General features: G+C 52.9%; 10 protein-coding genes. 7 read left to right on the top strand and 3 right to left on the bottom strand.

The features are described 5' to 3' along the window. Positions 1–25: 25 nt before the first annotated feature. From KO508_RS08750 to hslU, 6 genes are all read left to right on the top strand, one after another. Positions 26–2,200, top strand: coding sequence for a primosomal protein N' (locus KO508_RS08750; RefSeq protein WP_216007947.1), 2,175 nt, complete (start codon positions 26–28; stop codon positions 2,198–2,200). Between the two features lie 219 nt (positions 2,201–2,419). Then, entirely contained in the window at positions 2,420–4,312 is a 1,893-nt protein-coding gene (locus KO508_RS08745) for an Ig-like domain-containing protein (RefSeq protein ID WP_216007946.1), read from the top strand. A gap of 160 nt (positions 4,313–4,472) precedes the next feature. Continuing rightward, positions 4,473–6,158 (top strand): arginine--tRNA ligase, encoded by a 1,686-nt coding sequence (gene argS / locus KO508_RS08740; RefSeq protein ID WP_216007945.1) that lies wholly within the window; start codon positions 4,473–4,475, stop codon positions 6,156–6,158. Positions 6,159–6,308: 150 nt separating this feature from the next. Beyond that, positions 6,309–6,800 (top strand): SPOR domain-containing protein, encoded by a 492-nt coding sequence (locus KO508_RS08735; protein ID WP_354668018.1) that lies wholly within the window; start codon positions 6,309–6,311, stop codon positions 6,798–6,800. Positions 6,801–6,985: 185 nt separating this feature from the next. After that, a complete protein-coding gene (hslV, locus tag KO508_RS08730) occupies positions 6,986–7,540 on the top strand; it encodes an ATP-dependent protease subunit HslV (RefSeq protein ID WP_216007943.1) in 555 nt (184 codons plus the stop codon). A gap of 2 nt (positions 7,541–7,542) precedes the next feature. Further along, positions 7,543–8,874: an ATP-dependent protease ATPase subunit HslU gene (gene hslU / locus KO508_RS08725; RefSeq protein WP_216007942.1), complete on the top strand. Its 1,332-nt coding sequence runs from the start codon at positions 7,543–7,545 to the stop codon at positions 8,872–8,874. Positions 8,875–8,935: 61 nt separating this feature from the next. On the opposite strand, the gene KO508_RS08720 is transcribed toward hslU, so the two are convergent. The 3 genes from KO508_RS08720 to KO508_RS08710 all read right to left on the bottom strand — a co-directional run bounded on the left by KO508_RS08720 (position 8,936) and on the right by KO508_RS08710 (position 13,163). Next, positions 8,936–10,180 carry a patatin-like phospholipase family protein gene (locus tag KO508_RS08720; protein WP_216007941.1) on the bottom strand — a complete coding sequence of 415 codons (1,245 nt, stop codon included), beginning with the start codon at positions 10,178–10,180 and terminating at the stop codon, positions 8,936–8,938. A gap of 130 nt (positions 10,181–10,310) precedes the next feature. Beyond that, the gene (gene ptsP / locus KO508_RS08715) at positions 10,311–12,617 is read right to left on the bottom strand and encodes a phosphoenolpyruvate--protein phosphotransferase (protein ID WP_216007940.1); all 2,307 of its coding nucleotides are present in this window, start codon (positions 12,615–12,617) and stop codon (positions 10,311–10,313) included. Between the two features lie 15 nt (positions 12,618–12,632). Further along, positions 12,633–13,163 carry an RNA pyrophosphohydrolase gene (locus KO508_RS08710; RefSeq protein ID WP_216007939.1) on the bottom strand — a complete coding sequence of 177 codons (531 nt, stop codon included), beginning with the start codon at positions 13,161–13,163 and terminating at the stop codon, positions 12,633–12,635. Between the two features lie 171 nt (positions 13,164–13,334). On the opposite strand from KO508_RS08710, the gene KO508_RS08705 reads away from it, so the two are divergent. Continuing rightward, a complete protein-coding gene (locus tag KO508_RS08705) occupies positions 13,335–13,991 on the top strand; it encodes an HAD family hydrolase (protein ID WP_216007938.1) in 657 nt (218 codons plus the stop codon). The last annotated feature ends 57 nt before the right edge of the window (positions 13,992–14,048 follow it).

Here is a 14,048-nt window from a genome sequence, read left to right as displayed (position 1 = left end):
GCATAAACCATTAAAGGACGACCCGGTGCCATCAACCGCCCGCATTGCGCTGAATCGGCCACTAAGAAGGCTCTTTGACTATATTGTGCCAGAGGGCGTCACTCTGACACCCGGACAGCGTGTAAAAATTCCTTTTGGGCGCCAGCAGGCCGTGGGTTTGGTGGTGGAAACAGAGGTTGCACCACCAGAAGGAATTAGTCTCAAACCCGTGCAAAGCGTTTTGGAAAAATGGTCGGCCCTGCCGAGCGAAACCTTCCAACTCCTGAGCTGGGCGAGCGACTATTACCAACACCCGCTCGGAGAATGTTTGTTCACAGCACTGCCACCCGCGCTACGTCGGGGCAGGCCAGCTCTCGAGAAAAGTGAGGATTGGTGGCAAGCCTGCGGCAACGGCGCGATACTGCCCGCAACCGCTCACAAGCAAAAAAAACTGTGGGACTGGGTTAGCCAGTATGATCAGGGAATAAAAGGCAGCGAGATCGTCAAAGCTGGCTTCACCCGCGCACAGTTAAAGGCTTTGCACGATAAAGACCTGCTTAAGCCTGCAACAACCCCAGGTATAAGTTCCCAAAGTCAGCTCTATAGAGCAGAGGTTACGGCACCAACGTTATCTCCGGCACAAACGGAAGCCGCCTGCCAACTTCCATCGCCAGATGACGGCTTCAACGCCTCCCTCTTATATGGAATTACCGGTAGCGGCAAAACCGAGATTTACCTGCACTATCTTAAAAAGAACCTAACCGCAGATGGCCAAGCACTGGTATTGGTTCCCGAAATCAATCTAACTCCGCAAACCGTTGCCCGCTTCAAACGCTATTTTGGCGAACGCATTCTGGTGTGGCACTCCGCCCTCAACGACAGCGAACGCCTGAACGTGTGGCTTAAAGTTCGCAACGGCGAACCCATTATACTCATCGGCACCCGATCAGCCGTTCTGCTCCCGTTCAAGGCATTAAAAACACTAATCGTCGACGAAGAACACGATAGCTCATACAAACAAGGTGAGGGTTTTCGATACTCTGGTAGGGATGTTGCAGTTTATCGGGCCCACTTAAACCAATGCCCGATCATTCTTGGCTCCGCCACACCCTCGCTGGAATCCTACCATAACGCCTTGAATGGCAAATACCGGCTTATCCGTCTCGAAGAACGCGCAGGCGCAGCGCTACCTCCATCAATCAGCTTGCTGGATATACGTAGCCGCCCCTTGGAGGGCGGACTCTCCCGCCCTGCCCTGCAGGCACTCCAACAAACTTTAGACAAAGGCAACCAAGCACTGGTGTTCGTCAATCGCCGCGGCTTCGCTCCAGTGATGATGTGTTTCGACTGCGGCCACATGGTTGAGTGCCCGCGCTGTGATACACGGCTCACCTACCATCGCCGCGACAGAGCAATGCGCTGCCACCACTGCGACTATCAAACAGCAGCAACGGAGACTTGTCCGAAGTGCAAAAGCCAGGCGTTCAAGCCCGTCGGCCAAGGCACAGAGCAAACTGAAGATATCCTTGCAGCCAACTTCCCCACCACTCCTATCGTTCGAGTTGATCGTGACAGCACCCAACGAAAGGGCAGCATTCAAACTATCCTGCAACAGGTGAATACCGGAGAGCCTTGCATCCTCGTCGGCACCCAGATGCTCGCTAAAGGGCACGACTTTCCGAATGTAACTCTAGTGGTTGTAATCAATGCGGATGGCGGGCTTTTCAGCGTAGATTTCCGGGCACCAGAGCAACTGATACAAACGCTGCTACAGGTAAGCGGTCGAGCTGGGCGCGGAACGAAGACTGGAAAGGTGCTTGTACAAACCTGCCATAGCGACCACCCTCTCCTCAAGGCGCTCTGCCATGGCCGCTATCTCAGCATGGCTGACCAGCTTCTGGCCGAACGCGAAGCGGGTCTGTTTCCACCCTTTCGCGCTATGGCAATCTTCCGGGCAGAAGCGGATACCATGGAGCAAAGCCTACAAATACTGGATAGCATAAAGCGCCTCGCAAATGCACCCGGTATTGAAGTATGGGGGCCTCTGCCTGCGCTCATCGCACGACGAGCCGACAGGCACCGAGCGCAACTTATACTGAACACAGATAGGCGGAAGCATCTCAACAGTTTATTGAGCAGAATTTGCCAAACTCTCGAGCAACAAAGAATTCCCAAAGGCGCAAAATGGATGATTGATGTGGACCCTCAGGAAACAGGCTAATAAATAGTGTGACCTAGTCCTCGGCGTTCAAACTGTTACATTCCTTTGCATAAAACTGTACTGCAAAGGATTGCCGTTGCGGATACTGTGCTATTATTTTTACGATACGCTTAAAATGCCAGCAACAACCTGAGGTTGCGATTCTCTCTTTATCCGTTCTTTTAGAGAGAAACGAACTGCCAAAGGAACGTGCTGTAAACGAGAACTGGAGATTATAAAATGTCAGGGAAATTCCTTGCGCGTGTGCTCGCTTTGTCGCTTGCACTTTTTTTGGTGGCCTGCGGCGGTAGCGACGATAGCTCTACGCCTTTAGCCGGAGGTGATGGTTCAGGAAATGGTGGGGGCACACCTGATGAGGTAGCCAACGTAGGATCAGTGCAGCTTCTGGCAAGCCCGGTTCAGATTGGCACGTCCTCAGGAGCCACATCGACCTTAACCGCTTTGGTTAAAGATCCCAATGGAATTTTGCTTCCCGGTGTGCCGGTCCAGTTTTCGGTCAACAACAATGGCACTCTGCGCGTGGACAACCCCACAACAGACGAATCCGGCACAGCGACAGCGATTCTGAGCACCTCGGACGACGCAAGGAACAGAACGAACACTGTCAGCGTTAGCGCAGGTGGCAAAAGCGATTCAGTGGAGATCACCATTTTGGGATCTTCCATATCTATCGCAGGCCCCAGCGCCGTGTCGCTGGGGGATTCTGTCAACTACAGAATCACTCTTAGTGACGGCAATGGAGATGGCATAAGCAACCAGAGTGTGACCGTCACGACTAACACCAGCACGGTCACATCATCTAATCTCACAACAAATGATGGCGTTGTAGATATTCAACTGAGTGCTGAGACTAGTGGAGAAGACGTTATAACCGTATCGGCATTCTCTGGCGAAAGTAGAGTCGAGGCTACCAAAACTATCTCCATCTCTCCTGAGTCCTTCGTCTTCGCATCACCAGCGGCTGCAACTGAAATCAACCTGAACACACCACAAACAATTACGCTGAATTGGGAGTCTGACAACGTACCTGTTGACGGTCGCACCGTTCGTTTTAGCAGCACTCGAGGTACTCTGCAGCCAGCTGATGGCTTAGTGACCTTGTCAAACGGTCAGGCTTCCGTCCGCATTAGCTCAAACATTTCAGGCCCTACAACACTAACCGCAACAACGCTTGACTCTGGGCTATCCACTGAGCGTACCTTTGAATTTGTGGCCGTCACTGCCAATGCGATTGACGTACAAGCAACAAAAACCCAGCTCGATCTTGGTGAGACCACCGAAGTTCTGGCGGTAGTTCGGGATCAAAACAATAATCTGGTGAAAAACCAGTTAGTCAACTTTCAGATTATTGCCGATGGCAGTAGCGGTAACTTATCGTCGAGCACCGGGTTGACCGATAGCCTAGGCCGCGTTTCTACCACCTATACAGCAGGGCAATCTATCAGTGCGCGGGACGGGGTTGTGATCCGAGCCGCAGCAGCTGACAACAGCAGCGTCTTTGGAACACTCTCGATGACTGTAGCCCGAAGAGCCCTACGAGTCGTTATCGGAACAGGTAACTCGACTCAAGAGCCAGATGAAGCCAGCTACCTTAAAGAGTTTGTTGCCATAGTGACGGATGCAAATGGAGCGCCTGTAGAAGGCGCCGTCGTTGAGCTTAGCGTACTGCCAGTGGGCTACGCTAAGGGGTTTTGGGAAGACAACAACCTCTCAAAATTTTGGTCCAGAGTTATTACTAGCGAACTAACACCTAACGTACATACCTATTGCCCAAACGAGGATCTCAATAAAAACGGAATACTAGACGCGGGTGAAGACTTGAATCAGGATGGAATACTTACTCCCACTAACCCGGCAACAACAAGCGTATCTAGCCTAATCACGCAATCAGACGGATCTGGCAACTTTTCAATAAAGTACCCCCAAAGCGTTTGCGGCTGGGTTGAGACACAAATCACAGCAACCGTAAGAGTCGGTGGCACCGAAAGCGTCGAACAATATGACTTCGCGCTGGGTTGTTTAGCTGATGACTTGATCATTGCTGACGGCGACCCCCCAGGTGGCCAAACCAGCCTGTACGGCACAGGTTCAAGCTGCTTCGACACTGAGTAGCAAGTACCACACAATGCGAGCCAAATCGGCTCGCATTGTTTTCCTAGCTTTCCGACTCCATTGAGAATACCCCCTCTTTCCCCGATAATACCCCTCTCAAGATCCCAGCCGGGGCGCCCGTCGTCTCCAAACACTCCGAATCATCGAGTTACCTGAAAGTATGAAAGAGACAGTTTCCGATCTGCTCCAGTCCGCACTGGCCGCTCTTCAATCCGAGGGCAGTCTGCCCGCCGACCAGACCTATTCGCCGCAAGTAGGCAACACCAAAGACAAATCCCACGGTGACTACGCCTGCAACATTGCATTGGTTGCTGCAAAAACGGCGGGGTGCGCGCCCCGTAAACTGGCTGAGATGCTCATTGAGAAACTGCCAGAAAGCAGCGCTGTCGCGAAGGTAGAAATAGCAGGCCCGGGCTTTATCAATTTTTTCATGAGTACTGCTAGCGCCTTCGAGATAGTGAACACAATTTTGGAGGAGGCTCGCGAATTTGGCCGCAACAATAGCGGCAAGGGTGAAAAAGTTCAGGTGGAGTTTGTGTCCGCCAACCCCACCGGCCCGCTACATGTCGGCCACGGTCGAGGCGCTGCCATTGGTGATTGCCTTAGCCGCTTATTGGAAGCAAATGGCTATGAGGTTACCCGTGAGTTCTACTACAACGACGCGGGTGCCCAGATCAACAATCTGGCGCTCTCTGTGCAAGCTCGCGTTAAAGGACTATCCCCCGAAGACGAGAGCTGGCCGGAGGATGGCTATCGTGGCGACTACATCACTGATGTCGCCAAGGCATATCTGGCAGGCGATACCGTTACCGCTGACGACAGAGAAGTCACCGCCAGCACCAACCCGGACGACCAGACCGCCATTCAGGAATTCGCAGTGGCGTATTTGCGCCGGGAACAGGATTTAGACCTAAAGGCATTTGGGGTCGAATTTGATGTATATTTTCTGGAATCGTCCCTTTATCAGGACGGCAAGGTAGAGGCTACGGTCAAGCGCCTTCAGGACAACGGCTACACCTATGAAGACGGTGGCGCCATGTGGCTGAAAACCACAGAATTCGGCGATGACAAAGATCGGGTCATGCGCAAAAAAGACGGTGGCTACACCTACTTTTTGCCCGATGTAGCCTACCATCTAGACAAGTGGCAGCGCGGCTTTACTACCGTCATCAATGAACAGGGAGCAGATCACCATTCAACGGTTACCCGGGTTCGCGCCGGGTTGCAGGCCCTTAACGCTGACATTCCAAAGGGTTGGCCGGATTACGTTCTGCACCAGATGGTAATGGTTACGCGTTCCGGACAGGAAGTAAAAATTTCCAAGCGCGCTGGCAGCTATGTCACAATTCGCGACTTAATCGATGAAGTTGGCCGGGATGCTACCCGCTTCTTCCTTGCGGCTCGGCGCGTTGACTCCCAGTTGACCTTCGATATTGACCTAGCCCGCTCACAGACTAATGAAAACCCGGTCTACTACATCCAGTATGCCCATGCTCGTATATGCAGCGTGTTACGGAAGCTGGCGGCGGAAGGCGTTGAGCGCGGACTCAATGAATGCATAGGTGACTTGTCTTTATTGGCGCTGGATGAGGAAAAAGAGTTAGCAAACCAGCTGGCCAAATACCCTGAATTGATAGCAAACTCCGCCACCCAGCGTGAGCCCCATCACCTCACACACTACCTGAGGGATCTGGCAGGCCAATTCCATACTTATTACAACGCCCACAAAGTGTTGATTGAAGACGCTGCATTGCGCGACGCCCGTATCAGTCTGTACCTCGCCGTGCGTCAAGTTATAGTAAATGGCCTAGACCTTCTGGGCGTAAGCGCACCGGAAGAGATGTAAGCAACAACCATGTCCCGAGACTATGCTCGTAAAAACCGGTCAGGCGCGTCCTCAGTCGCCACCAAGAAAAAGCCTGCGAAGTCTGCTCGCGCCCCTAAAAAGAAAACAAAGCCAGCAGCTCCGGTGCGCTCTCAGCGGGGAGGTTTGTCCTTGAAGTGGATTTTTTCACTGGCAACAGTTGGTGGTTTTATTGGATTTATTGTCTACCTGAACTCAGTGCCGCCGAGCGACGGGCCAAAGCAGCCAGCGGCTGTGGAGAGGCCAGCTAAGTCTCCGGCGAGCAAAACCGTTAAACAGGAAGAGAAGAAACCTAGCTTCCGATTCTATGAAATGCTTCCAGAAACGGAAGTTGTCCCGCCGAAAGTCGAGGAGTACACGCCTGGCCCGACAAAACAGGACTTTGACTATTTGGTGCAGTCCGGCTCCTTCCGCAGCAAAGAAGACGCAGAGCGCCAGCGCGCACAAATTGCTTTCCAAGGTCTGAGAGCCGGGGTGCAGCGCATAGAGCTCGAGAGCGGCTCGGTTTGGTACCGGGTAAATGTGGGGCCATTCACATCCCGAAGCCAAATGAGCTCGGCTATCGACAAGCTTGTTTCGATTAACATTCAGCCGCTTATTCGGAAGGTTCCTAAACAGGGTTAACTTTGGGCCTACGTATATTGGAGCAAGCGTGTTTCAGGCGAAGGCTTCTGAAACACGCTGTTAATACATCCATGCACGCTCGGCTCGTACCCGTATGCGAGCCTGAACAAACCTCCCTCTTGAATTCTCCATTACTGCCTCCATAACTGCCCAATACCGATTTCTATCAGGCAATTGGAGCCCTAATGACTACCATACTTTCCGTCAGACGCGATGACGAAGTTGCCATGGGTGGCGACGGCCAGGTTTCTCTGGGGAACACCATGATGAAAGGCAACGCCCGCAAGGTCCGCCGCCTCTACAACGGTCAAGTTATCGCGGGTTTTGCAGGTGGCACTGCGGATGCATTTACTCTATTTGAGCGATTTGAGGCCCAGCTTGAGAAGCACAACGGTAACCTCACAAGAGCAGCCGTAGAGCTCGCCAAAGATTGGCGTACTGACAGAGCACTGCGCAAGCTCGAAGCGCTTTTGGCAGTGGCAGACAAAACCGCATCCCTTATCATCACAGGGAACGGTGATGTGATCGAGCCTGAGCAGGGGCTGATCGCTATTGGCTCGGGCGGTCCGTTCGCACAGGCCTCCGCTCGAGCATTGCTCGAAAACACTGAGCTTTCCGCCCACGACATTGTGGAGAAAGGGCTTGAGATAGCGGCGGACATTTGTATTTACACAAATCACAACCGCACTATCGAGCTGCTCCCTAAAGTAGAACCCTCCAAACCGACTGATCCGGAGTAACCATGTCTGCAATGACTCCCCGTGAAATTGTTCACGAACTCAACAAACACATCGTGGGTCAGCAAGAGGCCAAGCGAGCCGTGGCGATCGCTCTGAGGAACCGCTGGCGCCGAATGCAACTGGATAGCACTCTGCGTGATGAGGTCACACCCAAAAACATCCTGATGATTGGCCCCACTGGCGTAGGTAAAACTGAAATTGCCCGCCGTCTAGCAAAACTGGCCGATGCGCCTTTCCTAAAAGTAGAAGCCACCAAGTTTACCGAGGTGGGCTACGTTGGACGTGATGTTGAATCAATTATTCGCGATCTAGCGGATATGGCCGTCAAAATGCTTCGCGTTAAGGAAATGAAACTACACGAAGAACGAGCCTTAGATGCTGCTGAAGAGCGCATTCTAGATGCCCTGCTTCCCCCTCCGAGAAGTTTCGATGAAGACAGCCAAGCTCCTTCTGAGGACTCATCCACCCGGCAAATGTTCCGGAAGAAGCTGCGGGAAGGTGAGCTGGATGACAAGGAAATCGAGATCAACCTCCGCAATCAGAGCGCGGGTGTTGAGATAATGGCTCCTCCGGGCATGGAGGAAATGACCAACCAACTGCAAAGCATGTTCTCTAACATGGCCACCGATAAGTCGAAGCCCCGCAAGATGAAGGTGGCAGACGCCCTGAAGCGGGTAAAGGAAGAAGAAGCCGCCAAGCTGGTGAATGAAGAATCGATCAAGCATAAAGCTATTCTTGCCGTAGAGCAAAATGGCATTGTGTTTCTTGACGAGATTGACAAAGTGGCGAAGCGTTCGGAAAACACCTCATCCGATGTGTCCCGGGAAGGTGTTCAGAGAGACCTGCTGCCACTGATCGAAGGCAGCACGGTGAGCACAAAATACGGCTCTGTTCGCACCGATCACATTCTGTTTATTGCCTCTGGCGCTTTTCATCTGTCCAAACCATCGGATCTGATTCCAGAGCTGCAGGGCCGCTTACCCATCCGTGTCGAGCTGCAGGCGTTGAGCCCGGATGATTTCAAGCGCATTCTCACCGAGCCAGATGCATCTCTGGTTCAGCAGTATGAGGCACTGATGAATACGGAAGGGGTTAAACTAACCTTTAGCCAAGAAGCCATCGCTCGCATCGCAGAGATCGCCTGGAAGGTTAACGAGACCACAGAGAATATCGGTGCTCGGCGTCTCCATACGGTATTAGAGCGACTGCTGGAAAGCCTGTCATTTGATGCGGGAGACGGCGTAACCGAGGCGTTTGAAGTCACTGCCGAATACGTGAATGAAAAGCTTGGAGATCTATCGGAAGACGAGGATCTAAGCCGCTATATTCTTTGACCCTGTAATTTAGTTTGAAAGTTTCTGGCTTAGACATGCTTCGTGCGTCTGAGCCAGGGATTTATTCTGCTTTCGAAAACAAGTGGGTGACGTTTTCCAAGCCAGTCGCCAACTTGCCTTTCCCAGTTGCTTTTTTCTTTCTGCTCTTTGCCACATACAGTGGAAGCATTTCACCATAAAGGCTGGTACTGATGGTTCGCTGCTCATCCTCCAAACGATCCCGCCGTAGCTTTATTCCATACTTCGCCAACTTCGGCTCTAGCTCATCAGCTCGGTTGCGCAAATCGCTGCGGGTCATTTGGTAAGCGTGCTCACACACCATTCTGCGTGACTGAAAACTGAATACGTTAGAGAAGAACAGCTTGGCGTCGTCCCGGGTTGGCTCAAAAAGGAGGATATCCTTGTTCGGATAATCCGTGGCGTAATGAGCAATGCCCGACTGCATACGGGAGTAAACCATAGTGCGGAACATCTGCGACAGCAGGTTTGGCATACCCGAACGGGTTAGATCACCGGGGGCCATGGTGCCTGCTCGCACAGCCGCGCTGGCATCGATGGGCACCTGAGGGTTCACGGCAAAAACCAAGTCGGCGCCATCTTCAAACGCAACCGATGCGTGCAAACCTTTGCGCAGGGTTCCGTCGACATAATACCGGCCATCTATGTCCACCGGCACATACAAGCCCGGAGACGCCGTGCTCGCCTGAATGGCTTTGGATATGGGAACATGATCAAATCCGGGAGCACCAAAGCACACAGCCTCGCTGCTCTCAACGTCGGCTGCCACGATATACAGGCTACGCTTTAGCTGCCGGAAGTCGTTTGAGCGCCCCAGCATAGAAAAAGCCCGCTTAAGATAATCGTGCAAGCCTTGGTTATCAAATAGCCCTGCAGGTGCCGCCTGAGCCAGTATGGTGAAGGCTTCCAGCAAGCTCTGGTCATAGGGGTTGGTAACAAAGCGACGAACGGCTGTCGTGAGCAAGCCGGGAACCGCCAGCAGTCGCCCAGCCACTTCCCTGAGCGCCGGACGATAGAATACATCCGGATGGAAAGGGTGAACTTCTGCCTCATTGCGTACAAAAATCCGGCACAACTGCGCTGTGGTCATCTGGTTTGCAAGATTTGCAGCGACAAAAGAGCCGGAGTTAACACCTACATATACATTCAGGTTGTTAAAATCTAGCCCATCCAGAGCCTCATCTAGCGCCCGGAGCGCGCCAATTTCATAAATACCGCCTAATGGACCACCACCGCCAAGCGCCAGCCCGATACGTGACGCGGGTTTCATTTCGGTTGGCTTTCTCATAGCCTTTCCTTTTCCGGATAAATAGCCAGATCAGATATTCTGGACTGTCTTACTCACAAAGTAGCAATCCGGTTTAGAGCACGCACCCTATATTTGAAGGGCGGCACCATATGACACAGCCTCTCTACCCCTATGAGGCCGCCTGCCCAGCAAGGGCGGCTGTTGTGGACATACTGGGCCGGAGGTAACGTCCAAAGCCCGCATTTCGCAACGCAAGGTCCACACAACTCTTGATAACATGAGGGGAGTCCAGTAATAACACGTCTTTCAATAACTCCACCGCCCACTCCCGGCTTACACTGCGAATTACAGATTTTACTTTTGGCAGGCTGGCCGCATTCATGGAGAGTGAGTCGTAGCCCATGGCCATCAGCAACAATGCACCGCCGGGGTCCCCTGCCAGTTCGCCACAAATGCCCACCGGCTTGCCCACCGCATGGGCGTCCTGAGCAATGCGCACAAGTGCCTGTAAAACGGCGGGATGGTACGAGTGATAAAGCTGTGCCACCCTAGGGTTGTTGCGATCTACTGCAAGCAGGTATTGGGTCAGATCGTTAGAGCCGACCGAAAGAAAATCAACACGATCGGCGATTTCGCGTACCTGATATACGGCAGCCGGTATTTCCACCATTACACCCACTTTGGGCATATGGATATCATAACCTTCTTCCCGAACCTCGTGGTAAACCCGGTAAATCAGGTGCAGGGATTCCTCAACCTCGGAGATGTTGCTGACCATGGGCAACATAACTTGAAGATTGTTCAGGCCCTCACTAGCCTTGAGCATAGCCCGTACCTGAACAAGAAAAATTTCCGGATGATCTAAGGTTACCCGGATACCGCGCCACCCAAGAAACGGGTTCTCTTCTTCGATAGGGAAATAGGTCAGCGCTTTGTCGCCACCGATATCGAGGGTGCGCATGGTTACAGGGTTGGGCGCAAAGGCTTCCAACTGCTCTCGGTAATACTGCCGCTGCTCCTGCTCCGACGGGAAGCGATCTTTAATCATAAAGGGCACTTCAGTGCGGTATAGGCCTATGCCTTCAGCGCCGTGAGACAGGGAGCGCACCACGTCAGTCATCAAGCCAGTGTTCACCAGTAAGGGCACACGGTGGCCGTCCGTTGTAATGCATGGCTTGTCTCGAAGCGCTTCCAGACCGCGATCCAGCTCGTCCTCTTCTTCACAAATAGCCTGAAAAAACGCCCTGAGATCTGAAGAGGGCGAAGCGAAAATCTGCCCCTCAAAGCCATCAACAATCAGCTCCTTACCATCGAGCTGATTGACCGGAATATCCACCAGCCCCATAACCGTTGGCACCCCCATAGCGCGGGCCAGTATGGCGACATGGGAATTACTGGAGCCTTTGACCGAGACCAAGCCGACCAACTGCCCCCGGGGCACTTCTCCAAGCATGGCCGGGGTCAGTTCTTCACTGACCAACACCGTACGTTCAGGGTAGGTCAAATCCTCCTGCTCACCTTCCTGCAAATACGCAAGCAGGCGACGACCAAGATCACGGATATCAACGGCCCTTTCACGGAGATAGTGGTCGTCCATCATTTCAAAATGACGAACATAATGCTGAACCACCTGCTTGAGCGCACCTTGAGCCCAGATACCTTCGCGAATTCGGCTATTAACCTCACCGGGCAAGGCCTCGTCACCTAGCATGCGCAGGTATACGTCAAACAACGCCAACTCTTCCGGGCGCAAGGTTGAAGTCAGCCGCTGAGCAACCTGTTCAATGTCTGCACAAACCGCTTGTACCGCCGACCGGAATAACTCCAATTCCTGATCAATGTCCTCCGCTGGCTTGTCTGGAACCACGTCTAGATCAGCCGCTGGATAAACCACAACACCATGACCTATTGCCACACCAGGCGCGCCAGGAACACCATTAAAGCTCACATCGCGGGCTTCTTCACCGGTCAGGGAGAGTCCGCTAATAGCACCCGTTGCTTCACTGTGGGCAATAACGCCCGCCAGCTGGGCCGAGACCGTAACCAGAAATGCCTCTTCACCTTCATCGAAGCACCGGGAACTCTCCCGCTGCTGCACAACCAACACGCCAAGCACTCGGCGATGGTGAATGATGGGAACCCCGAGAAACGAGCGGAAACGTTCTTCGCCGGTTTCGGGAAAATAACGGTAGCGTGGGTGAGACGGGGCGTCTTCCAGATTGATCGGCTCTTCTCTGGAGCCCACTAGACCCACAAGCCCTTCTGAGTGGGCGAGGCTTACCGTACCCACGGCTTTCAGATACAGGCCTTCCGTTGCCATCAAAATATAGCGATTGGAAGCTGGGTCCAGCAAGTAAACAGAACAAACCTCCGTGTTCATGGCTTTTTGCACCCGCGACACAATAATACCCAGCGCTTCCGAGAGATCTCGGGCACTGTTTACCTCTTGTACAAGACTTCGCAGAATGCTCAGCATGGGTGTATTAGTCCGTCATTTCGCTTGATCCTTTAAACGCCGGTTGTGCTCGCTCCTGTGCCGCTGTTCCATGTTGTAGAACAGCCTTGGTGCGAGCTCTCTCAGCGCACGTCGATATACTTCACGCTTGAAGGAAACCACCTGTCCCAACGGATACCAGTAGCTTACCCACTGCCAGCCGTCGAACTCGGGTGAATCCGTACCGTCAACGCGCACTCGCGCATCGGGTGATAACATCCTCAGCAGGAACCATTTCTGTTTTTGGCCCACGCAAACGGGGTGCGAGTTGTGCCGTACCATTCTTCGGGGAAGGCGATACCTTAACCAGCCCCGGGTACAACTGATGATTTCGACATCATTGGCGCTTAAGCCAATTTCCTCTCCAAGCTCCCTGTACAGTGCTTCTTCCGGCGTTTCTTCAAAATGGATACCGCCTTGGGGAAACTGCCAGGAGTCCTGCCCTATACGCCTTGCCCAGAGAACTTCCCCCTGATGGTTGGCCAGAATGATTCCGACGTTGGGTCTGAAACCGTCTGAATCGATCACGGCACAGTCCTCTTAATAAAGTCGGCAGACCGGTCAGATATTTGCCGGTCGGATTTTTCCAAGTTGCGCTCATTCTTACAGAATCCCAACACTTCGGCAAACGCAGCTGTACTCAAGCGGCCGTGTTAAGATACCGTTTTTTGCACGCCCTGTTTCCTTGGAGGTAATCGCTTGACGCTCGCAATTTTTGATCTCGACAACACCCTACTGGCTGGTGACAGTGATCATGCCTGGGGTGAGTTTTTGGTAGAGGAAGGTATTGTTGATGCCGAAGCCTATCGAAAGGCTAATGATCGGTTCTATGAGGAGTACTTGAATGGCGAGCTCGATATACTTAACTACCTAGGGTTCGCCCTTCAGCCTCTAGCAATTCATAGCATGGATGAGCTTTTGGTCTTGCGGGGTAAGTTTATGGAAAAGAAAGTTCGCCCCATGCTACAGCAAAAGGCCCGTAAACTATTAGACAGCCACCGGGAGCGCGGCCACACCCTGATGATTATCACGGCCACCAACCAGTTTGTAACCGGGCCTATCGCAGACGCACTAGGCATTGAACACCTGATTGCCACCGACCCCGAGATGGTCAACGGCCGCTACACCGGAGAGGTTGCTGGAACTCCCAGTTTTCAGGAAGGCAAAGTAACCCGTTTGAATGACTGGCTGGCGGCTACCGGTGAAAACCTGAATGGAGCTTGGTTCTACAGCGATTCACACAATGACCTGCCATTGCTTGAGCGGGTGGATAATCCGGTAGCGGTTGATCCGGATCCGAAGCTGGAGGCGTTCGCCAGAGACAAAGGCTGGGATATTATGACACTTCGCGATTGATTCCCGCTGCAGAGAGACTGAGCCCGCCTTCTCTCGGAAGGCGGGCTCAGTGTTGAT

The sequence above is a fragment of the Marinobacter salexigens genome (genome assembly GCF_018860765.1).
Taxonomy (GTDB): Bacteria; Pseudomonadota; Gammaproteobacteria; order Pseudomonadales; family Oleiphilaceae; genus Marinobacter; species Marinobacter salexigens_A.
The sequence above is the reverse complement of the archived record's forward strand: the minus strand, read 5'-3'. Positions and strand labels throughout refer to the sequence as shown.